The organism is Cohnella sp. OV330, assembly GCF_900112065.1.
Lineage (GTDB): Bacteria > Bacillota > Bacilli > Paenibacillales > Paenibacillaceae > Cohnella.
Genome location: NZ_FOKE01000007.1, coordinates 97853 through 123300, shown reverse-complemented (window position 1 = coordinate 123300; position 25448 = coordinate 97853). Strand labels below are relative to the sequence as shown.

Below are 25448 nucleotides of genomic sequence, written 5' to 3'. Positions count from 1 at the left end.
AAAGCCGGGGCGCTTGCCCATGCGGCAGATTCCGAACCGAGGTGACGAACGTGGCGGCGCAGCCGACGCTTGGCATATTGACGCTGTATTTGAACGACCGCAAGATGCTGGAGGAAAAGCCCGTCTATGCGCGAATGACCGCGATCGGACGCAAGCACGGGCTCAACGTATTCGTCTTCACGCCGGACGACGTCGACGACGAGGGCGAACGCATCTTCGCGATGTTCTACAGTCCGAATTCGCGGACGTGGGAGCGCAGGTGGGTCCGGTTCCCGCAACTCATCTACGACCGCTGCCGCATCCAGCGCAGCCAGCGATTCCAGCGGCTGCTCGCCTTCAGGAGGAAGTACGGCCACCTGACGTTCCTGAACCGTCCGCTGCGCAACAAGTGGACCGTTCACCGGACGCTCGGCAAAGTGGCCGCGTTCGAGCCCCATCTGCCTTCGACCCGGTTCTACGACGCTGCCGAAGACGTGCAGGCGATGCTGCGCAAGCATTCGCTCGTCTACGTGAAGCCGATCAACGGCACGGGAGGGCGCGGCATCCTGCGGGTGGAGCGGATGAAGGACGGCTCCTACGCGGTGCAGGGCCGCGATCATAGCCGCCGCATCGTAACGCCGAGGCGGGTGTCCAAAGAGCAGCTAGCCGGCGTGCTGCGGTCGTGGGATAAGCACGGAGACCGGTATATCGTACAGCAAGGGCTGCATATCCGGCTGCCGAGCGGACGGGTGCACGATTACAGGATGCTCGTGCAAAAAAACGGCGAAGGCGAATGGACGGTGACCGGCTGCGCCGGCCGCGTCGGGCCGCCCCGCAGCATCACGAGCAACCTGCACGGCGGCGGTAAGGCCGTGCCCATGAAGACGCTGCTGCGCGAATGGATCGGCAGCGAGGAGCGCATCGGCCAGATCCGCAAGACCGCCGAGACGCTCGGCATCGGCGTGGCGCGGCATCTCGAACGCACGTACGGGGCGCTCTGCGAGCTCGCGCTGGACTTGGCGATCGACCGCGAGGGGCGCGTCTGGCTGCTCGAGGTCAATCCGAAGCCCTCGCGCGAGGTGTTCACCCAGGCAGGCGAGCGCGACGTGTACCGGACGGCGTTGTCCAGGCCGCTCGAGTACGCGGCGTGGCTTCACCGCCAGCGGCGGCTCGCGCGTACCGGCAAAAGCCGCATGCCGGCCAGATCCGATGCCGGCAGCCCAGGGGCCGGCGCCGGAGGCGCTAGCGGCGGAAACGGAGCCGGCTCCGCGTCCGGCAGGACGCAGACGGCGGGCAGCGCCGCGGCGGGCGGCGGGCTGCCGGTTGGCGGCGGCTTCGCTGCGGAGACCGCCGACTTCGGCGGCATTGGCGGCGGTCCGTTCTTCTGATTGAAGCGCCTCGCCGCCAACTACATTTGCCTATCGCCTTCTCTACGGCATGGGATTGCTCTAGATGGCGTCCGTTTCTGCTTACCGCCTTCTCTACAGTAGGGGATTGCACACTGCGTCGCCGGATTCTGCCTATCGCCTTCTCTACAGCAGGCGTTCACCCTTACTCGCACCAAAAGCGAGCTACCGCATTCTCTATAGCAAGCGTGGCTTCTCGCGTTCGCTCGCCGCTAATAAAAAACAGAGTAAGCTCCCCTCGGAGCCTACTCTGTTTTTTCATGCTCGGCCCAGCTTCAGCGCACCAATTCCAGCAGCTCGGAAAAGCTCCCGATCCGCACGTCCGCGCCGTCCAGCTCGCCCTCGCGACGGAAACCGGCATAGTCGCAACCGACGGTGAACAAGCCGTTGCCTTTGCCCGCTTCGACGTCCGAGTGACGGTCGCCGACCATCCACGCCGACTTCGCGCCGCTTTGCTCGAGCAGCAAGCGTACGAGCTCGACCTTCGAGCGCGTGCCGTATTCGCCGGCGCTGTAGAAGCCTTCGAACAGCTCTCCGATGCCCCTCAGACGCGGCACGTCCTTGACGTAGGCTTCAAGCCCGTTGCTCGCCACGAACAACCGCACGCCGCGTCCCTTCAGCTCGCGCAGCACCTCCGGCACTCCTTCGTACAGATCGCCCCGCCCGTTCTCCAGTTCCTCCAGCTCGTACTGCAACAGCAATACATTCGCGCGATCTTGCGCGGCTTGAGAGCCGTCCGGCATCACCTGCTGCCAAATATGCTCGAGCAGCATGCCTAGCGAGCCGAGCAGGCGCTCCACCGGCGGCTCCGGCGCTAAGTACAAGCCTTCCTCGCGCAAGGTCGCGAAGACGCGATGATGCACTTCCTCTAAGAGCGTCTCCGTACGGAACAGCGTTCCGTCCAGATCGAACAGCATGGCTTCCGGCAAATCGTACCGTTTCATAGTCGACTCCTCGTTTTTTTTCATCCATCATACCGGAGCCCGGCGGATGTGGCAACCTCCGCAGCTCGCTTAGAAGGGTACGCTCTCCTCCATGAACGTGAAAAATCCCCTCACGGCAAAGTTGCCCGAAGGGGATCCGCTTTTAAGTATCCGATGAACCGTTCGCTCAATAGACCTTCTTCTGCTCTCGATCCGCCTTGATGATCTCGACCGCCTCGCGGAACCGCAGCGAATGCACGATTTCGCGCTCGCGCAAAAACTTCAGGCTGTCCTGGATATCGACGTCGTCCGTCATGTCGATCAGCCACTGATACGTCGCCCGCGCCTTCTCCTCCGCCGCGATATCCTCGTACAGGTCGGCGAGCGGATCTCCCTTCGCTTGGATATAGGTAGCGGTCCACGGCACGCCTCCCGCATTCTCGTAGAACAGCGCGCTGTCATGGTTGGCAAAATGAGGCCCGAGACCGGCTGCTTCCAATTGCTCGACGGATGCGTCCTTGGTGAGCTTGTAGATCATGGTGGCGATCATTTCAAGATGAGCAAACTCCTCCGTGCCGATGTCCGTCAGCAGGCCGATGACCTTGTCGGGTATCGTATAGCGCTGATTGAGGTATCGAAGCGCGGCCGAGAGCTCCCCGTCGGCGCCGCCGTACTGCTCGGACAAGTAGCGCGCCATTCGGATATCGCATTTGCCGACTTTGACGGGATACTGCAGCTTCTTTTCATAAACCCACATATCGCGCCCCCTCTTCTACACTTGCCAAGGCCACGGCGTGTCGACCCACTGCCAAGGATACCGGCTGAAGCTGTTGCCGAATCCCATCTGCGGCCCGTACTTTTGCTCGAACGAGGCCATCAGCTGCTTGCGAAGCTGCGCGAGCTGGTTGAATTGTTGGAGCGCCTGCATGTCGGCGGGATGCGTGTCGAGAAACAGATTCAGCTCTACGAGCGCGAAGTCGACCTTTTGAATCTCAAGCAGGTCCCGCTTGTAAGCTTCTCCCCCTCGCTGGGGTTCATGCTGCGCATAGGCGTTCTCATTGTTCCGGTTCGCGACTTGCTCTCTGTCGGCCACGCCTATCAGCCTCCTTTGCGGTTGCAGCGCGACGTATACGGACTATATAGCGCAGGCCACAGCGTACCTTTGAACAGGGCTTCGTCGAGGGGAAATTGGGGCAGGTTGGACGGTTGAAAATAAATATACTGGTTGGGCGGCACGATATACCTCTTTACCGGCACGGGCGGACATGGATCGTCGGGGCTGGCATAGGGGCGCCACTCCCGCCACTGGTTGTCGTACACGCGAATTCCTCCTTAGGCGTTACCGTACGGCGTACTGCTCTAGCCTATGCGCCCGTGCGCCCGGTTCGAACGACAAGAACGGATAAATTTTGATAGGCTCGTCTAAAAAAACAAGCCCCCGCCGGATATTGGCGGGGGCTTAGCGCACTTAAAACGCAAGGCGGCTACAGCTTGATTTTGAGATTGATCAACCCGACCTTGCGGGCGGCCATGTACACGATGACGACGACAGGACCGAGGAAGACGCCGACAAGGCCGACCAATTCGAATCCGACATACAGGCTGATGAGCGCAGGAAGCGCGCCGATGCCGACGGCATCTCCCAGCACCTTCGGCTCCACGATTCGTCGGACGACGGTGATGACAAGGAAAAGCAGGATTAGTCCGATGCCGGTGTATGTATCTCCCGTCAGCATCATATAGGCCGCCCAAGGCACGAGCACGGACCCCGTGCCGAGAATCGGCAGGATGTCGACGACGACGATGAGCAGCGCGATCGCGAGCGGGTAACCCGTGCCGATGATGAGCAGCCCGACGAACGAGATGACGTACGTCATGAGACTCAGCACGAACTGGGCGCGCAGGAAGCCGAAGATCGACTTGCGCAGGTTTTCCATAACTTGCGCGACCTGGCTTCTGGACTCCTCGGCGAAGATCGAAAGGAACGACGCCATCATCGTCGGCAGGCTCAGGCTGAATAGATAGACGGCGACGAAAAAGACGATCAGGACGACGAAAAAGCTAGGGATGCCTGCCGCGAAACCGACGAGCGGCTTCGAAATCGACGTGGCGAGTCCCGACAGCCAGTCGGTCAAATTGTTCGTCAAGCTCTCCAGCTTGATCGGCAGCCCGTTGTCGCCGCCCTGTCCGTTGTACGAGTTGCTCGCCTTTTCGAGCGCGTCCTGAATATAGTCGTTGGCGCTCTTCAGATACGACGGCAGGTTGCTCCAGAACGAGGTGAGCTCGGCGAAGATCTTGATGCCGATCAGTCCCATGAGCCCGAGCAGCACGACCGTGAACAGCGTGCTCGTGACCGTAGACGCCGCGAGCCGGTTCATTTTAAGCTTGGTCATGAATATCTTCGTGAGCGGTTCGAGGAAGATGACGACGATCAAGGCCAGCAGGAAGGGCGCGCCTACCGTAAACAGCAAATAAAGAAAGCCAAGCCCCAAAACCATCAGCAATACTGTGCGCAGCGGCATGCATTCACACCTTTCGAGGATCGGTCGCCCTGGCGGCGAAGCCGGTATACGTCAGCTACAGGTCGGAAGGCGGGTCCGTCCGGTCGTCCGCATCCGATTGTTTATACCGATAGATATGTACGCGCTGAACTCTTAGACGTTCCACTTCGGCGATCTCGAATACGTAGCCCTGCTCGACGATCTTGCGGCCCTCCGCGACGTTGCCGTCGAGGCTCTTGAACAGCCAGCCGCCGATCGAATCGACCTCTTCTTCCTCGATCTCGACGCCGAGCAGGTCGTCGACCTCCTCGATCAGCATGCGGCCGTCTACCGAATACACGTCGCCCTGCATTTCTACGGTCGGCGGCTCGTCGTCGAATTCATCCTGCATCTCCCCGACGATCTCCTCGAGGATCATCTCGGCCGTCAGCATGCCGGCCGTGCCGCCGTATTCGTCGATGACGATCGCGAGCTGCGACTTATGGCGCTGCATGAGCTTCAGCACGCGGCTGATCTCCATCGATTCCGGCACGCTTAAGATCGGGCGCAGATAGGCGCGCAGGTCCTGCTCCTCGTCCGGATCGGCCGTGAGCACGTCGGTGATGTGGACGAATCCGATGATCTGGTCCTTGTCCTCGACGCCGACCGGATACCGGGTATGCTTGACGCGATAGGCGAGCTTCATGTTCTCGTCGAACGGCAGGTTGGTGAACATGCAGTCCATGTCCGTGCGAGGCAGCATGACTTCGCGGGCCACCCGCTCGGAAAACTCGAACACGTTGTCGAAAAGCGTCATCTCTTCCTTGTCGATGATGCCGCTTTTCGCGCTCTCGTTCATGAGAATGCGGATCTCTTCCTCCGTATGCGCCGCATCGTGCTCGCTTGCCGGCTTGACGCCGATCATGCGCAGCAGCAGGTTAGCCGCGTTGTTGAGGAGCCAGATGACCGGCAGGAACAGTCTGTAAAAAAGAAGCAGCGGAAGCGACAGCCACAGCGACACGCTCTCCGACTTCTGGATCGCGAGCGACTTCGGCGCGAGCTCCCCCAGGACGATATGAAGGAAAGTGATCGCGCTGAATGCGATAATGTACGAGATCGTATGGATCGTCGTCTCGTTCGTCACGCCGTATTGGTGAAGCAGCGGGATGACGATCAGGTCGGCGATGGCCGGTTCGCCCGTCCAACCGAGTCCGAGCGACGCCAGCGTGATGCCGAGCTGCGTGGCCGACAGATAGACGTCGAGCTTGCGGTTGACCTTCAGCGCGTACTTCGCCCTGACGTTGCCCTCGTTCGTCAGCTGCGTGAGCCGCGACTGGCGCACCTTGACGAGCGCGAATTCGGCCGCCACGAAAAATCCGTTCAGCAGCACGAGAAAGAGAACGAGGACGGCGTGCCAGGCGATCGAGCCCCATAACAATTCCGTGTTCAAACAGCTTCAGCTTCCTTTCGTACGACGCGGCATAGGCGAACGGACCGCGCGCGGCGCGTTAAACGATCGCGCTGCGGCGGGTAAAGTCGACATCCTTGTAATACATGTCGGTCACGAGAAGATTGGGACCGCAGCAGCCAGCGGCCGGGCAGTGGCAATTGAGGCCGCGCTGCATCGGGTGCTCCTGCCAGCGGCCGAACACGTCGTCGAGCCGCTCGGTCTTGACGTTGCCGAACGGCGGGACGGCCGCGAAATCGGTCACGTATACGTCGCCGCTGAACAAGTTGACGTTGACGCGGTTGCGGCCGTCCGGATCGTTGCGGACGGTGACGTTCGGTTCGGCGGCCAGCCTGCTCAGCAGGCGGCGCTCCAGCGGATCGTCGCCGCAGGCGTAAAACGGCAGCGTGCCGAACAGCATCCACATATCGCGGCGCCGGACGTCGAGCAACTCCTCGACGGCTTCAAGCATCTGCCGCTTGGAGATGACGGGCAGCCCGGAGGCGAAGGAGCTCGGGTACATCGGATGCACCTCGTGCCTGCTGCAGCCCATCTCGCCGACGAGCCGGTGGATTTCTTTCATTTTGCCGTGCGTCCGATAGTTGATCATCGACTCCGCCGAGACGAACAGGCCGCCATCGGCCAGCTTCCTGGCGTTGTCCATCATGCGTTCGTACATGCGTCCGGCGGCGCCCGGCCCGACCTCTCGCCCGGTGCGCGCGAAGCCGATGCGGTGAAAGTCCTCGGCCTCCGTATAATTGAAGGAAATATGCATGACGTCCAAATGAGGCGCGATCAGCTCGTACCGGCCGTAATCCAGCGTGACGTTCGAATTGAGCTGCGTGCGGATGCCGCGCGACCGGGCGTACTTGAGCAGCGGGATCAGCACATGGTTGACGGTGTTCATGCTGAACGTCGGTTCTCCGCCAGTAAGGCTGATCGTCTCCAGATGCTCGACTTCGTCCAGCCTGCGAAGCATGAGATCGATCGGCAGCGCTTCGGCTTCGGTCATCGTCAGGCTGTCGCCGACGGCGCAATGCTCGCATCGCATATTGCATAAATGAGTAACGGTAAATTCAACGCTCGTGAGCGCGTGCTTGCCGTACGCCTGCAGCGAACGGATCGGATCCCACGGATCGTACGCAGGCGACAGCGGCGTGAGATCGGCCGGCGGCGCGAAGGGGGCGCCCGTCCCGGCTTGGGCGGAGCCAATCATCGGTCATACTCCCTGTCTTGTCGAATGTAATGCTATTGTACCGGGTAAACGCCGGCTAACGCAAACGAAAGCCCTTGGAGACTCGCCGCTCCAAGGGCTCGATTGCGCGCTATGCTTCGGCTAAGGCCGGGCCGCTCGTCACGACGCGGGAGATCATGACCGACAGGTGCTTGGACAAGTCCATGTCGAACGGGGACTTCAGCTCCTCGCCGGCTTCGTTGGTCAGGATCCGCACGATCGGACGGTGCAGCGTCAGCGTGTTCACGTCCACGATGACGCCGCTCTGTCCGCTCGACAGCTCCACGGTCATGCCGACCGGGTAAATGGCGACCTTGTCGCGGAACAGGCGCAGCATCTCCGTGTCGTACAGCGAATCGCTGCCCGCATACAAAAGTTCTACCGCCTGATGAGGCAGCATGGCGTTGCGGTAGATCCGGTGGCTCGTCATCGCATCGTAGGAGTCGACGATGCCGATCCATTTGGCATAGTCGTGGATCTCGTTGCCTTGAATGCCGCGCGGATATCCCGAACCGTCGAGACGTTCGTGGTGCTGGAAGGCGCAATGAGCGACGATGAGCGGCAGGTTCGGCTCGTCCTTGAGCAGCTGGAAGCCTCGTTCGGTGTGCCGCTTCATCTCCTCGAACTCCTGCTTGGACAGCGCCCCGGGCTTCAGCAGCACGTCCAGCGGAATCCGGGACTTGCCCACGTCGTGCAGCAGCGAGCCGAGTCCGAGCGTCATCAGCTCGTCCCTGCTATAGCCGCGGGCGATGCCGAGCAGCGACGTGTACACGCAGACGTTAAGCGAATGAAGGTACAAATAGTGATCCACGCTCTGCAGGTTCAGCAGCATGATCATGGCATCGCGGTTGCTGTACAGATCGTCGAGGATCGTCGACATCGTCTCGCGCACGGCTTTGCCGACGTAGGGATAAATCCCCCGCCGGGAGCTGTCGGCCATTTCGCGGAATACGTTTTTGACGGTCTTCAGCGCCCGCCGCTGCGTCTCCTCGCTGATGAGCTCGGGAATCTCGATGCCTTCGGTCTTCGGGTCCTGAATATAGATGTAATGAATGCCCATACTGCTCAGGCGATTCAACAGTCCCTGGGTCATTTCGACTCCTTCGGCCAGCAGCACGATGCCATCTTCGGAGAAAATCTTTTTACCAAGCCTCATACCGGGGAGGCAAGCTGTCACTGGCATCAAGCGCATATTCCTTTAACTCCCCCCTTGGCGATGCTCGTCCGCAGAAAAAGGCTCTGGCTATATCATCGGAATCCTCTTATGATAATGTAAGAGATTTGACGCCCATTGACAAGATATTCCTTCCTAAAAGTCGACAGTATTCGTCAAAAGTCCGTATGAACCCACAAAAATACGTCCGCCATTCGTCATTGAAGACGAATAGGCGGACGTTTTGCCTTGCATGCCATATGCGAGAAGCCGATGCTTAAAGGGCAGCGGAAGCCGCGCGCTCCGTCCATCGGGGCCGGACGCAATCGGCCACGGCCCGATCGTCGACCAGCGCCTCGGCGAGCAGGTCGCGGATGAACTCCGGCAGGCAATAGCGCACGACGCGTCCCTGCTTCAAGCCGACATAACCGATGCCGAACGTGAACATGTCGAGCGTGCCGACCGTATACGCTCGCGCTTCGTCCAGCGGCTCGCCGTTCACCCGAACGCCGATTACGCGGCTGTACGGCGGCGCCGCGGGATCGAAGACCACCTCGGCGCCGTCCGTGCACAAGCGTCCCAGCACTTTGCCCCTGAAGCCGAAGCCGTGAAATTCCAGGCCGATGAATTCAGGCAGCAGGCTCTCTTCGAACGCCTGCTTCAGTTGCGCGCCGTTCAGCTCGATGAGGCACGGATTGATCGGCGATGGACAGACGGCATGGATCCGCTCGCGGGTCACCGGCCCTGCCGCGAGTCCGTCGAGCAGCTGCCCTGCGTTGGTCAGCCCGATCTCGGCGCCGGTCTTGCGGCGCAGCGCTCCCGCCAGCAGCGTGCCGAGCGGGCTCTCGGCGTCCGCGTCTCCGGCGAGCGGAACGGCCAGCTCCGCGACCGGCTCGGCCATCGCCAGCTTCGCCTTCTGCAGCGCGGCGCCGACGATGTCCGCCGTCTCGGGATCCGCCCGCCGGCCTTCGGTCGGAACGGTCCGGCCCTCGATGGCAAGCCCCTGCCCGTCTCGGCCGCGACCGATCTCGACGGTGCCGACGTAGCGGCCGAACTTGCCGGCCGCGCAGACCACCGTGCCGTCGATACGAAGCGGCACCTCCAGCAGATGGTGCGTATGGGCGCCGAGGATCACGTCGATGCCCGGCACGGCCGCCGCCATCCGCTCGTCCTGGCGAAGTCCCAGATGGGAGATCGCCACGACGACGTCGCAGGCAGCCCGAAGTTCGGCGACGCAAGCCGCCGCTTCTTCAAGCGGATCGGACGCTTCCCAGCCGAGCAGCTCGTAAAATTCGTGAAACTGGACCGTAAGACCGAAAAGGCCGACGGTCAGCCCGGCCCTTTGAAGCGTCAGCGTGCGGCGCATCCAAGCCGGAGAACGTCCGGTCGAGGCGAGCTTCAGATTCGCGCAGACGACCGGAAAAGGGGCGTTCTCGTACAGTCGGTCCAGTTGCTCGGGCGTATAGGTCAATCCCTCGTTGTTTCCAAACGTTACCGCGTCGTAGCCAAGCCGCGTCAGCAGTTCCCGGTTCACTGCGGCGTCCGTCCCCTCCGTCTCGATCCGCACGCGGTCCAGATGGTCGCCGCAATCTACGAGCAGCAGCCGGTCCGCAGGCACGGACCCGCGGACTTCCTTTATATAATCGGCCGCCCTGGCGGCCTCCTCGAAGTGACTGTGAATATCGTTGGTATGAAGCAGGACCAGCTTGCCGCTTTGCACCACTTTCGCCTCCTACCCCCCGATTTGAGACATCCTGCGCCCTGTCGGCACATGCGACTGGGCGTCTCCGGCCAACAGAGCCGCCATCTCATGGTTCTCGGGCTTGATGCGCATCGCCTTCATGAACAGCTCGCGCATCGCCTCGGGAGAGCCGAGCGCCGGACGGACGCTCAGCTCGTCCACCCAGTACAGACAAGGCTTGAGATCGCCCTCCGCCGTCAAGCGGAGCCGGTTGCAGTTGGCGCAGAAGTGATTGCTGACCGGATGGATCAGACCGAAAGAGCCCGCACCGCCCGCGATCCGGAAGTTCTCGGACGGACCGTTGCCCGCAGGCCCCTCCGGCAGCGGTTCGTAAGCCAGTCCGAGGCGGTCGGCCTCTTCGGCGACGCGCGTCAGCGGCAGATAGTGGTCGCGCCAGCCGGCGTCGTCGTGCCCGATCGGCATGTATTCGATGAAGCGGACGTGAAGCGGCTTCTCGGCGCTCAGGCGCAGAAACGTGCCGATCTCGTCCTCGTTTACGCCCTTGAGCAGCACGCAGTTGAGCTTGATCGGCCCAAGGCCCGCCTCGGCCGCGGCCTCGATGCCCTCCAGCACTTTGTCCAGCCTTCCCCTTCGCGCGATGAAGCGAAAACGGGCGCTGTCCAGCGTATCCAGGCTAATATTAACGCGATCGAGTCCGGCGACCTTGAGCGCGGCAGCCTGCGGCCCGAGCAGCAGTCCGTTCGTCGTAAGCGAGATCTCCTCGATGCCCTCGATCGACTTCAGCTTCGCGATCAATCCCGCGATGCCCGGCCGGACGAGCGGCTCCCCTCCGGTAATCCGCAGCTTGGAGATGCCGAATCCCGCGGCGGTCTCCACCACCTCGGCGATCTGATCGTAGGTCAGAAGGCGTTCTTTGTCCATGAACTCCATGCCTTCCTCGGGCATGCAATACAGGCAGCGCAGATTGCAGCGGTCCGTGACGGAGATGCGCAGGTACGTATGTTTGCGGTCGTATCGGTCCTTTAATTCCGTCATGGCGTGGCCCTCCTTCAGGAAGCTTGAAACCTCCTCCTGTTATGCTAGCTGACATGGTTATAGCATAACATTTTCAGAAGCATTATGGTATGCTTGGACAAGGCAACCCCCTTGTGAAACGTATGGAAGGCAGGGCAAATACATGACGACTTATAAATGGAAAATATATTTATTCGCCGGACTGGCCGAGCGCCTCGGTACGCGCCTGCTCGAGACGGAATTCGCCGAGGACCGGCTCGCGGCCGGCGAGTTGAAGCGGCGGCTCGCGGCCGCCCATCCGGAGCAAGCCGATCTGATCGAGGTGTCGTTCGTCGCGCGCAATCAGTCGTTTTCGCCCGACGAGGCGGAGATCGGCCACGGCGACGAGATCGCGCTGCTGCCGCCCGTGTCGGGCGGTTCCGGGCTTGACGCAGGCAACGAAGCCGTGCCGGCAGCAACAGCTCCTTATGCGATATCGGCGGCGGTGCTGTCGGCGGAGGACGTGCTCGCGCTCGTGCATCACCCCGATCACGGCGCCGCGCTCCTGTTCGCGGGGACGACGCGGGAGCTCACGGGCGGTCAACGTACGGTCACGCTCGAATACGAAGCGTACGAACCGATGGCGCTCGCGGCGCTGCGGCAGATCGGCGACGAGATCGGCGAGCGGTGGCCGGGCACGCTGTGCGCGATCCACCACCGCATCGGGCCGGTCGGCATCGGCGAGACGAGCGTGCTCATCGCGGTCTCCTCGCCCCGCCGCGCGCCCGCGTACGAGGCGAGCAGGTATGCGATCGAGCGGCTGAAGCAGACGGTGCCGATCTGGAAACGCGAGGTTTACGAGGACGGCTCCGAATGGAAAGGCCATCAGACCGGTCCTTGGGATCCGCTGGCGCCGCTCGCCGGCGAGCAGCCGTGACCGGGGCGTTCGCAGGCGGCGCGGACCGCTATGCGCGCCAAGTCCGCTTCGCTCCGTTCGGCGCCGACGGCCAGGCGTCCTTGTCCGCCAAGACCGCCGCGATCGTCGGCGTCGGCGCGCTCGGCTGCGTCTCGGCCAATCATCTGGCCCGTGCCGGCATCGGCCGCCTTATCTTGATCGACCGCGACGTCGTCGAGCCGACCAACTTGCAGCGGCAGCTGCTGTACGATGAAGCGGATGCCGCCGAAGGGACGCCGAAGGCGGTCGCGGCCGCGCGAAGGCTGTCCGCGATCAACGGCAGCGTCGCCTACAAGCCGTACGCGGTCGATCTGAACGCGGGCAACATCGAGACGCTGCTGTCGGACGCCGATCTGGTCGTCGACGGCACCGACAGCTTCGGGGTCCGGTACCTGCTGAACGAGTGGAGCGCGAAGCACGGCAAGCCTTGGATCTACGGCGCGGCCGTCGGGGCCTCCGGCATGACGATGACGATCCGTCCCGGCACGGGCGGCCCCTGCCTGCGCTGTATCTTCCCGCAGCCGCCGCGCGGCGGCGCGCTCGACACCTGCGAGACGGCCGGCGTGCTGGGGCCGATCGTCGATCTCGTCGCTTCCGTCCAATCGATGGAAGCGATCAAGCTGCTCGGCGGCCGCGAAGAAGCGCTGCACGGCGCGCTGCTTCAGACCGACCTCTGGCATACCGGCTGGCAACAGCTTGGGATCGCGGGCGCGCGAAGAGCGGACTGCCCCGTATGCGGCCCCGATCGAAGGTTCGAATGGCTCGACGGGGACGCCGCCGAACCGTTGACCGCTTCGCTCTGCGGCCGCCAGACGGTCCAGGTATCGCCCTCGGCTTCCGACGCGTCGCTCGATCTGCCGCGTCTCGCCGCCAGATGGGCCGCACTCGGACACGTGGAGCTGCGCGACTATTTGCTGCGCCTTCGGCGGGCAGACGGCATCGCCTTTGCGCTCTTCCCCGACGGGCGCGCGCTCGTGTCCGGTACGGACGATCCGGTTCGCGCGAGGCGCCTTTACGCCGAGCTGCTCGGCGAATAGTCCTACTCCTTATCGACAAAAATCCATTGCAAGCGCCCGGTATACTTTGGTAACATATGGTTTGAAAGCGGTTATCCGACGTTGATGCCGCAGAAGACCATACGGCGAGGTGCGCAATGCGAATTCATATTACCGATTTGCAGGCTGGCGATCAGATCTCGCAAGATATTTTCAACGGATACGGACTGCACGTCCTGTCCAGTGGCGCGATATTGAACGAGCATGATTTGTCCCGTCTCTACCAGCACCGAATCGAGTACGTCGATATCGAGCAACGCGTTTCCCCTTCGTTCGAAGCTTCCGAGACCGCGGCGGACCTGTTCCCTCCCGAACTCCATTTCAGGTTCGAAGACGCCGTCGTGGGGTGCGAACTGCTATTCAAGCAGGCGATCGTGGAAGGCAGGATCTCCGAGGCGGACGCCAAAGAGAGCTTCCAGCCGCTCGTCAGACATTTTCAAGAGGAACGCGACGTCGTCTCGCTGATGCTGAGCATGCACACGCAGGACGAATATACGTATCAGCACTCGGTCCAGGTCGGCATGCTTAGCTTCTACATGGCCAAGTGGCTGGATTGGAGCGACGAGGACCAGATCCGGGCGGGCATGGCAGGCTTCCTGCACGACATCGGCAAGAGCCGCATTTCCGAGGAGCTCCTAAAGAAAAGCGGGCGGCTGACCGAAGCGGAATTCGAGGAGATCAAGAAGCATCCTTTACACAGCTATCGGATTCTGACCGACTCGTACCCGGACGACGGGATCGCCGTCGCCGCGCTCCAGCACCACGAGAGGCGCGACGGTACGGGATATCCCGAGCGGCTGCAGGACGAAGCGATCTTGCCGATGTCGAGAGTCATCGCGATCGCTGATATTTACAGCGCCATGACTTCGGACCGCATCCACCAGGAAAAGCGGGATTTGCTCTGCGTGCTGAAGGAGCTGTACCGACTCAGCTTCAATGAACTGGATGCAGAGATGACGCAGACGTTCATCAACCGGATGATTCCCAACTTCATCGGCAAACGCGCTCAGTTGTCCGACGGACGGTGGGGGACGATCATCATGACGCACCCGACGGATCCGTTCCGCCCGCTCATCCATGTCGACGACGCGTTCATTGACCTGGCCGTCGAACGCGACCTGGAGATCGATCGGATCTCGACGTAAATACGGCTAGCCCCGGCCCATATCGGCCGGGGCTTTTTTAATACGCGTACCCGCGGATGCTAGAGCAGCCGCTTGGCATACAGGAAGGTATCCTGCCAATACGCTTTGTCGATATCCGTAATTTGCACCCCGTCTTCGGGCTTCGGGCTCGAATGGAGCATTTTGCCGCCCCCCATATAGATGCCTACATGACCCACCGTCTTGTCCGTCTTGAAGCGGCCGGGTACGTAAAAAAACATCAGGTCCCCGGGCTGCAGCTCGTTTCTGGACACCGAAGTACCGCGTTCAGCCTGTTCTCTGGCCGTACGGGGCAGCTGAATGCCTTTGTCGGCGAACAGGTACTGGACGAACGACGAACAATCGAACAACCCCGTATTCCGGTAGTCGCCTGTCCCGAAGTCATATTTTACGCCTAGAAACTTTTGCCCGTGCGCAATAATATCGGCTGCGTCGCTTGAAGCGGAGGCGATCCGCAGCTTCCCGCCGTTTGCGGCGCCGGGCGCCGCGTCGGCGAAAGGCATGCCGCCATGTCCGGCATTATGACCGAACGCTCGCGGGAGGAGGGAGATGCTGCCGCCGTTCGTCCGCATCGCGAGCTCGTTTCCGAACAACGCAGGCAGCCCTGCAGCTGGAATGTACAAGCCGTCTTTTTCCTTTACCGCCGGCGCCGGCAACTTGGTCTGCTTCCCGCCTGCTTGCACCGTGCTGTCTCCCGTCCGGAACTTCCACCTTGGGTCATGATCGCCTAGACCGTAGCTGCCGTCGGATAGCCACTTGCCGGTATATCCCGCCGCCTTGGCCACGTCGGACAGAGCTACGTAACCGGTACGGTGGATGCTGCGCAGCTTGATGACGCTGCTCTCGGCCTTTTCCCCGGCTTTCGTTTGCTCCGCCGACTTCACCTTCACCGGCGCGTATCTTTGGCTCAGATCGGCCGTATCGCCCGGGTTGTCCGTGCAACCGGCGCCTGCCAGCAGCGCTGCCGCCGCGATACCCGCGCAAGTCGCCCTTGCGAACATACGATTACGCATGCTTAACCATCCCTCCGAAGGTCCCATCTAGAAATTCCTTCGTTAGGATGGTTGATCGCGGCCGGATTTATGCCGTTAGACAGCTCCGGCTTGCGATGAGGACGCTGAAGTCGCAGGGCCTTCCGATTCAAATCAAGTTTTGACGATGCAATATGGTCAGCAGCCGATAAAAGTCGTAACTGCCGCCCAGCGGCGTATCGATCAGCTTCGCTTCAACGGCAGCCTGCACGGCGGCGGCGGCCCAAGCCGGCGGCTCGGCGATGACCTGTCGGTTTTCCGTTTGGGTAAGCCGGTCGGCGAGCGCTCTAATCTGCTCCGTCTGCTCGCTAACCCGGTTTTGAAGCAGCTCGAGTTGTTCCCGCTCCTCCTTCGTCATCGGTACGTCCCCCCCGTCGATGTCATCATACTTCGTCAGACCGTATCTCTGAATAAGTTGAGCAATCTTGTTGCTATAGGCCGGATCGGTCGCGTACCCGCTGAACTGGAGCGCTTCCGCCTGCTCCGCGACCGTCTTGGCGGCGCGAACGCGGGCATACCTGGCATTTCCGAACAATTGGTCTTGGTCTTTATAGAAGTCGTACACGCTGTCGTAAGCCCGCCATGTCTCCTGGACCTGGACGCGTTTGCCGTTAACGAATTCCCAAGTCGGCGTCGTGTATGTCTCGCCATGCCACCACTGGTTAGGCATACCGCCGCCGGCCTTCATGCCGCCGAGATTATGGCGTTCGTCTATCTTGCCGCCGGTCTCCAGCAAGTTCTGGGCAAGTCTGACGCTTGGGAAAAGCGGCGAACCTTCTTGTCGCGCCCGCTGCGCTTGCGGACCAAGCAGGCCAAAGAACGTTTGCCTGTCCAATTTAACACCTCCCTCGGTTTAAGCATGATATTCAAGCCCCGACTTTCCCATCGCGGCGCCAATCCAGCATTCGTTGCGTGAATGACAAATAAAAAAGAACCCGTAGAGAAGCTCTACGGGTCCAGATCAAACGTTATTGAATGGGATTCGGTCCAAGACGGTTGGCAGCGTTAGCCGATACTGCCTTCCATTTCGAACTTGATGAGTCGGTTCATCTCGACCGCGTACTCCATCGGCAGTTCCTTGGTGAACGGCTCGATGAAGCCCATGACGATCATCTGGGTCGCTTCGGCTTCGGACAGGCCGCGGCTCATCAGGTAGAAGAGCTGGTCTTCGGATACCTTGGATACGGTCGCCTCGTGCTCGAGCGTCACATTGTCGTTGAAGATCTCGTTGTACGGGATCGTATCGCTCGTCGACTGGTTGTCGAGGATGAGCGTGTCGCACTTGATGTTCGCCTTGGCACCCTCGGCGTTGCGACCGAAGGAAGCAAGTCCGCGGTACGTCACTTTGCCGCCGTGCTTGGAGATCGACTTGGAGACGATCGTGGACGTCGTGTCCGGCGCCAGGTGGATCATCTTCGCGCCTGCGTCCTGGTGCTGGCCCTTGCCGGCGACGGCGATGGAGAGCACCATGCCGCGCGCGCCGCGGCCCTTCAGGATGACGGCCGGGTACTTCATCGTCAGCTTGGAGCCGATGTTGCCGTCGACCCACTCCATCGTCGCGTTCTCTTCGGCGACGGCGCGCTTGGTGACGAGGTTGTAGATGTTCGGCGCCCAGTTCTGGATCGTCGTGTAGCGGACGCGCGCGTCCTTCTTGACGATGATCTCGACGACGGCGCTATGCAGCGAGTTCGTGCTGTACACGGGCGCCGTGCAGCCTTCGACGTAGTGAACGAAGCTGCCTTCGTCCGCGATGATGAGCGTGCGCTCGAACTGGCCCATGTTCTCCGAGTTGATGCGGAAGTAGGCTTGCAGCGGGATCTCGCACTTGACGCCCTTCGGCACGTAGATGAAGCTGCCGCCGGACCATACGGCGCTGTTCAGCGCGGCGAACTTGTTGTCCGCTGCCGGAACGACGGTGGCGAAGTATTCCTTTAAGATCTCCGGGTGCTCGCGCAGAGCCGTGTCGGTGTCGGTGAAAATGACGCCCTGGGCTTCGAGATCGGCCTGCATCGAGTGGTAGACGACCTCGGACTCATACTGGGCCGAGACGCCCGCCAGGAATTTCTGCTCAGCCTCGGGGATGCCCAGCTTATCGAACGTCGCCTTGATCTCCTCCGGCACTTCTTCCCATGTCTTACCTTGTCTTTCCGACGGCTTGACGTAGTACTGGATGTCGTTGAAGTCCAGTTCGTCCATGTCTCCGCCCCAAGTCGGCATTGCCATTTTGTAGAACTGCTCCAGCGACTTCAACCGGAAATTCAGCATCCACTCAGGCTCGCCCTTCATCTCCGAGATCGTGCGGACGATCTCGGGGGTCAGGCCTTTGCCGGATTGAAATACGGCCTTATGCTCGTCGCGGAAACCGTACTGGTACTCTTCGATTTCGGGCATTTGCTTTGCCATGACGATTGTCCCTCCTTCATAGTGTTCGTGCTGTATTTGCGAAATCAAGCTTACTGCTCGACGTTTTCTTCGACCTTGCCCTGACCGTCATGCTCGACGCCCTTGCGCAGCGCGTTCCAGGCAAGCGTGGCGCACTTGATGCGTGCCGGGAATTTGCCGACGCCCGACAGGGCGTCGATGTCCTCGTACTCATCGAACTCGACCTGCTCGCCCTTCATCAGGGAAGAGAATTTGCCGGCCAGCGCCAGCGCCTCCTCCGTAGACTTGCCCTTGACCGCGTCCGTCATCATCGAAGCCGACGACATGCTGATCGAGCAGCCTTCTCCGGTAAAGCGGGCGTTCTTCACGACGCCGTCCTCGATCTGCAGCTGCAGCGAGATGCGGTCGCCGCAGGTCGGGTTGTTCAGGTTGACGGTGACGGATTCGTCGTCCATCGTCCCGCGGTTGCGCGGGTTTTTATAGTGATCCATGATGACGCGGCGGTATAAATCGTCCAACTGGCTCATAACTGGAAAAACTCCTTTGTCTTGACCAGCGCGTCCACCAGCCGGTCGACGTCTTCTTCGGTGTTGTAAAGGTAAAAGCTCGCTCTCGCCGTCGCGCTCACCTTCAGCCATCGCATGAGCGGCTGGCAGCAGTGGTGGCCGGCGCGGATGGCGATGCCCTCCGTGTCGAGCACCGTCGCGACGTCGTGCGGATGCACGTCGCCGAGATTAAACGTGACAAGCCCCGAGCGATTGCCGCTCGGACCGTAGATCGAGATATCCTCGATCTCCGACAGGCGGCCGTACGCGTACCTGGACAATTCACGGCCATGACGGTCGATCTCGTCAAGCCCCACCGACTCCAGGAAGTCGATCGCGGCGCCGAGTCCGACTGCGCCGGCGATGATCGGCGTGCCGCCCTCGAACTTCCACGGGATCTCTTTCCAGCTCGAATCGTACAGCTCGACGAAGTCGATCATCTCGCCGCCGAATTCGATCGGCTCCATTTTCTCGAGCAGCGCCGTCTTGCCGTACAAGGCGCCGATTCCCGTCGGACCGCACATTTTGTGGCCGGAAAACGCATAGAAATCAACGTCGAGGTCCCGCACGTCGACCTTCATATGGGGAGAGCTCTGCGCGCCGTCCACGACCATGATCGCGCCGTTCTTGTGGGCGATGGCGGCGATCTCCTTGACCGGATGGACGGTCCCCATGACGTTGGACACGTAGGCGATCGAGACGATCTTGGTACGCTCGGTAACCGTCGCCTCGACGTCCGAGAGCTTCAGGCTGCCGTCCTCCTGGAGCGGAATGAACTTCAGCGTCGCTCCCGTCGCCTTGGCGGCTTGCTGCCATGGAATCAAGTTGCTGTGATGTTCGGACTGCGTAATGACGATCTCGTCGCCCTCGCGCAGCTGCTGACGGGCGTAACCGCCGGCTACCATATTAAGACCGGTCGTCGTGCCGCGGTTGAAAATGATCTCGCGCGCAGAAGCGGCGTTCAGGAACCGGGCCACCTTCTCGCGGGCGCCTTCGTAGGCGTCCGTCGCGCGCGAGCCGAGCGTATGCACGCCGCGGTGGACGTTGGCATTGTCGAACTCGTAGTAACGCTTCACGGCGTCGATGACGCTGCGCGGCTTCTGCGAGGTCGCGGCGTTGTCCAGATAGACGAGCGGATGACCGTTAATCTCCTGATCCAGAATCGGGAATTCGCTTCTTAGTGCGCGAGCGTCCATTTAACCCAACTTCCTCTCTAAAATGCGCTGCAGCTGCTCGCGGACGCTCTCGAGCGGAATCTCCGACACGACCGGATCGAGGAAGCCGTAAATGATCAGGCGCTCCGCTTCGGTCTTCGAGATGCCCCGCGACATCAGATAATGCACCTGCTCCGCATTGACCTGGCCTACGCTCGCGGCGTGGCCGGCTTTGACGTCGTCTTCGTCGATCAGCAGGATCGGGTTCGCGTCGCCGCGCGCCTTCGGGCTCAGCATGAGCACCTTTTCGGTTTGTTGGCCGTTGGCGCGCGTCGCGCCCTTTTCGATCTTGGTCACGCCGTTGATGACGGCGGTGCCTTCTTCCTTCATGACGGCGCGCGTGATCATGTCGCTCTCCGTCGAGAGGCCGAAGTGCACGGCGCCCGTCGTAAGGCTCATGCGCTGCTTGCCGGTGCCGACGGTGATGATCTTAGCGTCGGACGTCGATCCGTTGCCCTTCAGGATCGTCTTGGTGTCGGACAGGATGTTGCCGTCCTGCAGCTCGCCGACGATCCATTCGATGCGCGCGTCCTGCTCCAGCACGGCGCGGCGGTACGAGACGTCGACCGCGCCCTTCTCAAGGCTGTGCACGGCCGCATAGCGGACCTGGCTGCCGGCCTTGGCGAACACTTCGACGGCGCCGTTCAACACGAGCGCGGCGTCGCCGACGGCCGTGGAGGCATTCTCGACGACGGTCACGCGGCTGTTCGCTTCGGCGACGATCAGCACGTGCGGCACGAAGGTCGCTTCGGCGTCGTCCGCGAACAGCAGCGCCTGCACGGGCTCTTCGATCTCGACGCCGCGAGGCACGTACAGGAAGACGCCGCCGTTCCACAGCGCCGCGTGCAGCGCCGCGAGCTTGTGCTCATCCGGCGCATAGGCCGTCATCAGGTGCTTGCGAACGAGCTCTTCGTGGCTGCGCGCAGCCTCTTCGAGGCTCGCCAGCACGACGCCCTTCGCCTTCAGCTCGTCGGACAAATGCGTATAAACGACGGAGGAATTGTGCTGCACGATCAGCGCGCCGCCGGCTTCGGCGGGCAGCAGCTTCGTTAGCGCTTCGGGCAGCTGCGATGCGGAGTCGATCTTGGCGCCCGGGCGGTCCGTGCCGTAAAGGTCCAGCGGCCAGCGCTGGATCGGCGTCTTCTCGGGCTTCGGCAGTTCGAGCCGCGATGCCAGCTCGCCGGCGTTTTCGCGCCAGGCGACGAGCCAGGCGGGTTCGTTTTTGCTACGGGCGATGCTCGATGCGGCATCGCGGCCAAAAGAGGCGGTAGGCGTACTCATGGTTGTATGACCTCCCTTATCCTCTTAGGCTTGGCCGACCGTCTCGTCGACGATGCCCAGTTCTTCTTTGACCCATTCGTAGCCTTCGGCTTCGAGACGCTCGGCCAGCTCAGGACCGCCGGACTTGACGATGCGTCCCTGCATCATGACGTGAACATGATCAGGCTTAATATAATTCAGCAGGCGCTGGTAGTGGGTGATGATCAGGAAGCTGCGCTCTTCGGAGCGCATCGCGTTGACGCCTGCGGCCACGATCTTCAGCGCGTCGATGTCGAGGCCGGAGTCGATCTCGTCGAGGATGACGAGCTTCGGCTCGAGCAGCATCATTTGCAGAATCTCGTTGCGCTTCTTTTCGCCGCCGGAGAAGCCTTCGTTCAAATAGCGGTGCATGAACTCGGGATTCATCTCGAGCTCCTTCATCTTCGCTTCCATCTGGCGGACGAACTTGATCAGGGAGATCTCGTTGCCCTCGCCGCGGCGCGCGTTGATCGCGCTGCGGAGGAAGTCGGCGTTGGTCACGCCCGTGATCTCGCTCGGGTATTGCATCGCGAGGAACAGGCCGGCCAGCGCGCGCTCGTCGACGCCCATCTCCAGCACGTCTTCGCCGTTCAGCAGCACTTGTCCATCGGTTACTTCATATTTAGGATGGCCCATGATCGAGGAGGCGAGGGTGCTCTTGCCGGTGCCGTTCGGGCCCATGATCGCGTGCACTTCGCCGGCCTTGATCGTCAGATCGAAGCCCTTCAAAATTTCTTTGCCTTCGATTTCCGACTTCAAGCCCTTGATTTCGAACAGATTGGACATTGTTTTCCCTCCAGGTTATACGGACGCCAAGTGGGGTTGACCCCTTTTTTAAGCAACCTGCGGTCGCCACTTAAGATCCATTTCTTATTTATAACTATTCTAAAGTGATTCTCAGTGATTCTCAACCACCATTTTATGAAAATGTCATGAAAATTGCAAACCGGGCCGAGCCCCATCGAGGCCGACCCGCGTTCTAGAGGCCGCCTGCCAACGCCTGACGGACCGATTGAAGCTCTTTGCCGAACGCCTCGTCACCGAGCGCGGGACGGGCGCCCTGCGCCGACAGAGGCTCCGCCAGGTTAAGCCATGACTTGCAGCCGCCGTACCGCTCGTCGTTCGGTATCGCGACCGGCCGGTCCAGCACGTATACGCGCAGCAGCAGCACGTGCAGCGGCTTCGTTTTTTTCCACTTCAGCCGTTCCTCCGCATAGTTCTCCGTCCATAAATGGAAAGGCTCCAGCTTGCGCAGCGTCTCGCCGTCCGTCACTTCGATATCGTCGACGACCTCGGCGTACGAGGAAATGACGACCGAATCCGGATCCCGCTCGAACGCCGCTACCGTCTCCGCCACGCTCGGACTCGCACCCGGCTTTATCAGGTGCTCTCGCTGATGCTCATAGGAAGGAAAAAGAAAAAACGAAGGGCTCTCCAGCCGGAACTCCTTCGTCTCCTCCGCGATGCCGCCCTTGCGCAGCACGATAATCTGCTTGCCCGCTTCCAGCGCCTTGACCGCCACCGCCCACTCCCGCAGCGCTATCGGATATTCCATCGGCGTCACGCCTCCTGTCGAATTCTGCTTCTCTTATTATAGCATGCGGGGCGGGGAAGCCAAGGCGAGCAGGCGCTCAATCAAGTTAATGGTCAAAAATCGTCTTTAGCTTCACTCGTCACGCTATCCGCGCTATCAAGATCGACTTGTACGCCGCTATCGCGTCAAGCCGGGATGGGCGAAGGTCGACGATCGCGTCCGGCGCCGGATCGTGGATGGAGACGACGTCTTCTCGCCGGGTCTCCAGCCAGGTTCGAAGATATTCGCCGGCCGGGTCGAACCTCTTGGATTGGGTCACGGGGTTCATGATGCGAAAATACGGCGCGGCGTCGAAGCCAAGCGAAGAAGCCCAGAGCCAGCCGCCTCTATTAAGCGCGTTATCGTAATCCGAAAGTTTCAGCCGGAAATAACGTTCGCCGTAAATAAACGGGCAACGCAGGTTTTTCGTCAAAAACATCGCCGCGATCATCCGCAGCCGGTTCGGCATCCAGCCGGTCTCGTTCAGCTGGGTCATGGCCGCGTCGATCACGGGAATGCCCGTCCTGCCGTCTCGCCAGGCTGCGAAGTGGCGGTCGTCCAGTCCCGACAAATCGAACTTTTTTTCATAATGGTAGTAATCCGGGTCCATGCGGGATTGATAGAGGTAGAAATCGCGCCACGCCAGCTGTCGCAGCCAGCTCTCCCGCTGCTCCGAGGGAAATTCGCCGGCGGCGGCGTACAGTCGTCTGGCCGAGATCTCGCCGCGATTCAGCGAGGCCGACAACCGGCTCGTGCCGTCCTGCGCATAAGCGTCTCTCGCTTCGGCGTAGCGAGGCAAGGCCCCCTTCAGGAACCTGCTTAGACGTCGCTCCGGATCGAACGTTTGCCCGACCCCATCTTCCATGACGGCCCTTAGCGGAGCTGGTACTTCGCTGCCCGGCAGATTCGTCGCTGTCGCCGTGACCAGATCGCTAACCCCGCTCGCGTAAACGGTCGTAAAGCGCTGCGCGAGAAAGGCGCGCCACTGCCGGTAAAACGGCGTAAACACCTTGTACGGCGCCTGACGGCCCGTCCACTCGTGAAAATCGCGCATCGGCGCGAGCGACAGATCCGGAAGAGCGGTAAAAGCGGCGCCTCGCGCCAGAGTCGCTTCTCTTAGCTCGCGATCGCGCTTGATCGCGTACGGGGTGTAATCCTCGTGCACGACGACTTCGCGGATGTCCGGGTGAGCGTCGAGCATGCGGGCCAGCAGGGAAGCCGGCTCGCCGTAATAGACGTGGAGCTTGCGGCCCGCTTGCTCGTAGGCGCGCTCAAGGCGGCCGGCGGCAAGCAGAAAGCCTGCGCCGCCGTGCTCCCGATGCCTGTCCCCCCGAAGGAGAAAAGGATCGAGAAACAGCGCATGCAGGCCTGGCTCGCCGCCGGCGGCCATGTAGTCCAGCGCCGGCAGGTCCGAGGTCCGCAAATCCTTGCGATGGATGAACAGCTTCACATGCCTGTCTCCGCGTGCGAGTGCTTGTCGTCGTCGCCCAGGCTGCGCTTGTCCTGGCGGCGGGCGACCTTGTCCGCATACGCGGCTTCGATGACGGCTTTTCTCACGTTCTCGACGACCGCGGCGTTGAACACGCTCGGGACGATATATTCGCTGCTGAGCTGCTCCTCCGTGACGACGGCGGCGATCGCCTTGGCCGCGGCCAGCTTCATGCCCTCCGTGATGCGCGACGCGCGGCAATCGAGCGCGCCGCGGAAGATGCCGGGGAAGCATAACACGTTGTTGATCTGGTTCGGGTAGTCGCTGCGCCCGGTGCCGATGACGGCGGCGATGCCCTGGATGAGGTCGGGACGGATCTCCGGCTCGGGATTCGCCATCGCGAACACGATCGGATCGGCGGCCATCGACTTGACCTGATCGACGCTCAGCACGCCGGGGCCGGAGACGCCGATGAAGACGTCCGCTCCGGCGATCGCTTCGGTCAGGCCGCCCGTTCGGCCTTCGGGGTTCGTATGCTGCGCGCACCACTGCCAAGCCGGATTGGCGTACTCGCTGCCTCTGGACAGGATGCCCTCGCGATCGACGGCGACGACCGACGGCACGCCGGCCGAATGCAGCATGCGGACGATCGACATGCCGGCGGCCCCGATCCCGCAGACGACGACGCGGAGCGAATCCATGCGTTTGCCGACGCATTTGGCCGCGTTCATGAGCGAGGCGATCAGCACGACCGCCGTGCCGTGCTGGTCGTCGTGAAATACCGGGATGTCGAGCAGTTCCTGAAGCCGGCGCTCGATCTCGAAGCATCGGGGCGACGAGATGTCTTCGAGGTTAATCCCCCCGAATCCGGGCGCGAGGCTGCGCACGATCTCAACGATGGCGTCCGAATCCTGCGTGTCGAGGCAGATCGGAAAGGCGTCGACGCCGGCCAGCTCCTTGAACAACATCGCCTTGCCCTCCATGACGGGCATCGCCGCGGCGGGGCCGATGTTGCCCAAGCCGAGCACGGCGCTGCCGTCGCTGACGACGGCGACCGTGTTGCGCTTGATCGTGAGGGAAAACGCGGATGCCGGATCTTCGTGGATGGCCATGCACACCTTCGCTACCCCTGGCGTATAGACGCGGGAGAGATCGTCGCGCGTGCGGATCTTGATGCGCGGCGTCACCTCAAGCTTGCCGCCGAGATGGATCAGCAGCGTCTGGTCGGAAATGTTGACGATCCGGACGCCTTCCACGGCGCGGATCGCCGAGGCGATCGCCTCCTGGCCCGCATCGCTGCGGATCGTCAGGTCGCGAATGCTCTTCTGCCCCGGCCGTATGACGTCGATCGCGACGATGTCGCCTCCGGCCGCGCCGATCGCGGTCGCGATCGCGCCGAAGACGGCCCTGTCCGTATCCATTTCGAGACGCACGATGAGATTTGAACCGTTCATCCATATCCCTCCCGGTATCTTCTTTCGGAAT

At 61.6% G+C, this 25448-nt stretch carries 24 protein-coding genes; 4 read left to right on the top strand and 20 right to left on the bottom strand.

Annotated elements, in window-relative coordinates:
• Positions 1-41: 41 nt before the first annotated feature.
• Positions 42-1367: a YheC/YheD family endospore coat-associated protein gene (locus tag BM235_RS17630; protein ID WP_369803524.1), complete on the top strand. Its 1326-nt coding sequence runs from the start codon at positions 42-44 to the stop codon at positions 1365-1367.
• A 293-nt stretch (positions 1368-1660) separates the two neighbouring features.
• Here the strand turns inward: BM235_RS17630 and BM235_RS17625 are convergent, their stop codons facing one another.
• The 10 genes from BM235_RS17625 to moaA all read right to left on the bottom strand — a co-directional run bounded on the left by BM235_RS17625 (position 1661) and on the right by moaA (position 11359).
• Positions 1661-2329: an HAD family hydrolase gene (locus BM235_RS17625; protein ID WP_090115545.1), complete on the bottom strand. Its 669-nt coding sequence runs from the start codon at positions 2327-2329 to the stop codon at positions 1661-1663.
• Between the two features lie 166 nt (positions 2330-2495).
• Entirely contained in the window at positions 2496-3065 is a 570-nt protein-coding gene (locus BM235_RS17620) for a manganese catalase family protein (RefSeq protein ID WP_090115544.1), read from the bottom strand.
• 15 nt (positions 3066-3080) lie between these two features.
• Positions 3081-3308 carry a spore coat protein CotJB gene (locus BM235_RS17615; protein ID WP_255374468.1) on the bottom strand — a complete coding sequence of 76 codons (228 nt, stop codon included), beginning with the start codon at positions 3306-3308 and terminating at the stop codon, positions 3081-3083.
• 98 nt (positions 3309-3406) lie between these two features.
• Positions 3407-3628, bottom strand: coding sequence for a spore coat associated protein CotJA (locus BM235_RS17610; RefSeq protein ID WP_090115542.1), 222 nt, complete (start codon positions 3626-3628; stop codon positions 3407-3409).
• A gap of 164 nt (positions 3629-3792) precedes the next feature.
• The gene (gene ytvI / locus BM235_RS17605; RefSeq protein WP_090115541.1) at positions 3793-4830 is read right to left on the bottom strand and encodes a sporulation integral membrane protein YtvI; all 1038 of its coding nucleotides are present in this window, start codon (positions 4828-4830) and stop codon (positions 3793-3795) included.
• Between the two features lie 55 nt (positions 4831-4885).
• A complete protein-coding gene (locus BM235_RS17600) occupies positions 4886-6238 on the bottom strand; it encodes a hemolysin family protein (protein WP_090115540.1) in 1353 nt (450 codons plus the stop codon).
• A gap of 58 nt (positions 6239-6296) precedes the next feature.
• Entirely contained in the window at positions 6297-7451 is a 1155-nt protein-coding gene (gene yfkAB / locus BM235_RS17595; protein ID WP_090115539.1) for a radical SAM/CxCxxxxC motif protein YfkAB, read from the bottom strand.
• 109 nt (positions 7452-7560) lie between these two features.
• Entirely contained in the window at positions 7561-8661 is a 1101-nt protein-coding gene (locus BM235_RS17590) for an HD-GYP domain-containing protein (protein WP_090115538.1), read from the bottom strand.
• A gap of 238 nt (positions 8662-8899) precedes the next feature.
• Positions 8900-10342 carry a bifunctional metallophosphatase/5'-nucleotidase gene (locus BM235_RS17585; RefSeq protein WP_255374445.1) on the bottom strand — a complete coding sequence of 481 codons (1443 nt, stop codon included), beginning with the start codon at positions 10340-10342 and terminating at the stop codon, positions 8900-8902.
• A 12-nt stretch (positions 10343-10354) separates the two neighbouring features.
• A complete protein-coding gene (moaA, locus tag BM235_RS17580; protein WP_090115537.1) occupies positions 10355-11359 on the bottom strand; it encodes a GTP 3',8-cyclase MoaA in 1005 nt (334 codons plus the stop codon).
• A 142-nt stretch (positions 11360-11501) separates the two neighbouring features.
• On the opposite strand from moaA, the gene BM235_RS17575 reads away from it, so the two are divergent.
• From BM235_RS17575 to BM235_RS17565, 3 genes are all read left to right on the top strand, one after another.
• The gene (locus BM235_RS17575; RefSeq protein WP_090115536.1) at positions 11502-12254 is read left to right on the top strand and encodes a molybdenum cofactor biosynthesis protein; all 753 of its coding nucleotides are present in this window, start codon (positions 11502-11504) and stop codon (positions 12252-12254) included.
• Positions 12191-13309: a ThiF family adenylyltransferase gene (locus BM235_RS17570; RefSeq protein ID WP_090115535.1), complete on the top strand. Its 1119-nt coding sequence runs from the start codon at positions 12191-12193 to the stop codon at positions 13307-13309. The genes BM235_RS17575 and BM235_RS17570 overlap by 64 nt, the downstream gene beginning before the upstream one ends.
• A 116-nt stretch (positions 13310-13425) precedes the next feature.
• A complete protein-coding gene (locus tag BM235_RS17565) occupies positions 13426-14472 on the top strand; it encodes an HD-GYP domain-containing protein (protein ID WP_090115534.1) in 1047 nt (348 codons plus the stop codon).
• A 59-nt stretch (positions 14473-14531) separates the two neighbouring features.
• Here BM235_RS17565 and BM235_RS17560 read toward each other — a convergent pair whose 3' ends face one another.
• The 10 genes from BM235_RS17560 to BM235_RS17515 all read right to left on the bottom strand — a co-directional run bounded on the left by BM235_RS17560 (position 14532) and on the right by BM235_RS17515 (position 25417).
• Positions 14532-15503, bottom strand: coding sequence for a C40 family peptidase (locus tag BM235_RS17560; RefSeq protein ID WP_255374444.1), 972 nt, complete (start codon positions 15501-15503; stop codon positions 14532-14534).
• A gap of 127 nt (positions 15504-15630) precedes the next feature.
• Positions 15631-16356, bottom strand: a complete 726-nt coding sequence (locus tag BM235_RS17555; RefSeq protein ID WP_090115532.1) for a glycoside hydrolase family 73 protein — start codon at positions 16354-16356, stop codon at positions 15631-15633.
• A 170-nt stretch (positions 16357-16526) separates the two neighbouring features.
• On the bottom strand, positions 16527-17924 hold the full coding sequence (sufB, locus tag BM235_RS17550) for a Fe-S cluster assembly protein SufB (protein WP_090115531.1): 1398 nt from the start codon (positions 17922-17924) through the stop codon (positions 16527-16529).
• Positions 17925-17974: 50 nt separating this feature from the next.
• Positions 17975-18430 carry a Fe-S cluster assembly sulfur transfer protein SufU gene (gene sufU / locus BM235_RS17545; RefSeq protein WP_090115530.1) on the bottom strand — a complete coding sequence of 152 codons (456 nt, stop codon included), beginning with the start codon at positions 18428-18430 and terminating at the stop codon, positions 17975-17977.
• A complete protein-coding gene (locus BM235_RS17540; RefSeq protein WP_090115529.1) occupies positions 18427-19644 on the bottom strand; it encodes a cysteine desulfurase in 1218 nt (405 codons plus the stop codon). The genes sufU and BM235_RS17540 overlap by 4 nt, the downstream gene beginning before the upstream one ends.
• Complete coding sequence (gene sufD, locus BM235_RS17535) at positions 19645-20943, bottom strand: Fe-S cluster assembly protein SufD (RefSeq protein ID WP_090115528.1); 1299 nt, start codon at positions 20941-20943, stop codon at positions 19645-19647. It abuts the gene before it with no gap.
• A 24-nt stretch (positions 20944-20967) separates the two neighbouring features.
• Entirely contained in the window at positions 20968-21747 is a 780-nt protein-coding gene (sufC, locus tag BM235_RS17530; protein WP_090115527.1) for a Fe-S cluster assembly ATPase SufC, read from the bottom strand.
• Positions 21748-21940: 193 nt separating this feature from the next.
• A complete protein-coding gene (locus tag BM235_RS17525; RefSeq protein WP_090115526.1) occupies positions 21941-22516 on the bottom strand; it encodes a DUF1802 family protein in 576 nt (191 codons plus the stop codon).
• A 118-nt stretch (positions 22517-22634) separates the two neighbouring features.
• Positions 22635-23984 (bottom strand): cryptochrome/photolyase family protein, encoded by a 1350-nt coding sequence (locus tag BM235_RS17520; RefSeq protein WP_090115525.1) that lies wholly within the window; start codon positions 23982-23984, stop codon positions 22635-22637.
• Positions 23981-25417, bottom strand: a complete 1437-nt coding sequence (locus tag BM235_RS17515) for an NAD-dependent malic enzyme (protein ID WP_090115524.1) — start codon at positions 25415-25417, stop codon at positions 23981-23983. The genes BM235_RS17520 and BM235_RS17515 overlap by 4 nt, the downstream gene beginning before the upstream one ends.
• Positions 25418-25448 lie beyond the last annotated feature (31 nt).

Bases quoted from the DNA above. Each gene is read 5' to 3' on its own strand.
- sufU (WP_090115530.1), bottom strand. From the start codon at position 18,430: ATGAGCCAGTTGGACGATTTATACCGCCGCGTCATCATGGATCACTAT.
- BM235_RS17625 (WP_090115545.1), bottom strand. From the start codon at position 2,329: ATGAAACGGTACGATTTGCCGGAAGCCATGCTGTTCGATCTGGACGGA.
- BM235_RS17575 (WP_090115536.1), top strand. From the start codon at position 11,502: ATGACGACTTATAAATGGAAAATATATTTATTCGCCGGACTGGCCGAG.
- BM235_RS17565 (WP_090115534.1), top strand. From the start codon at position 13,426: ATGCGAATTCATATTACCGATTTGCAGGCTGGCGATCAGATCTCGCAA.
- BM235_RS17620 (WP_090115544.1), bottom strand. From the start codon at position 3,065: ATGTGGGTTTATGAAAAGAAGCTGCAGTATCCCGTCAAAGTCGGCAAA.
- BM235_RS17525 (WP_090115526.1), bottom strand. From the start codon at position 22,516: ATGGAATATCCGATAGCGCTGCGGGAGTGGGCGGTGGCGGTCAAGGCG.
- ytvI (WP_090115541.1), bottom strand. From the start codon at position 4,830: ATGCCGCTGCGCACAGTATTGCTGATGGTTTTGGGGCTTGGCTTTCTT.
- sufB (WP_090115531.1), bottom strand. From the start codon at position 17,924: ATGGCAAAGCAAATGCCCGAAATCGAAGAGTACCAGTACGGTTTCCGC.
- moaA (WP_090115537.1), bottom strand. From the start codon at position 11,359: ATGACGGAATTAAAGGACCGATACGACCGCAAACATACGTACCTGCGC.
- BM235_RS17590 (WP_090115538.1), bottom strand. From the start codon at position 8,661: ATGCGCTTGATGCCAGTGACAGCTTGCCTCCCCGGTATGAGGCTTGGT.
- BM235_RS17570 (WP_090115535.1), top strand. From the start codon at position 12,191: ATGGAAAGGCCATCAGACCGGTCCTTGGGATCCGCTGGCGCCGCTCGC.
- BM235_RS17515 (WP_090115524.1), bottom strand. From the start codon at position 25,417: ATGAACGGTTCAAATCTCATCGTGCGTCTCGAAATGGATACGGACAGG.
- sufC (WP_090115527.1), bottom strand. From the start codon at position 21,747: ATGTCCAATCTGTTCGAAATCAAGGGCTTGAAGTCGGAAATCGAAGGC.
- BM235_RS17540 (WP_090115529.1), bottom strand. From the start codon at position 19,644: ATGGACGCTCGCGCACTAAGAAGCGAATTCCCGATTCTGGATCAGGAG.
- sufD (WP_090115528.1), bottom strand. From the start codon at position 20,943: ATGAGTACGCCTACCGCCTCTTTTGGCCGCGATGCCGCATCGAGCATC.
- yfkAB (WP_090115539.1), bottom strand. From the start codon at position 7,451: ATGATTGGCTCCGCCCAAGCCGGGACGGGCGCCCCCTTCGCGCCGCCG.
- BM235_RS17560 (WP_255374444.1), bottom strand. From the start codon at position 15,503: ATGCGTAATCGTATGTTCGCAAGGGCGACTTGCGCGGGTATCGCGGCG.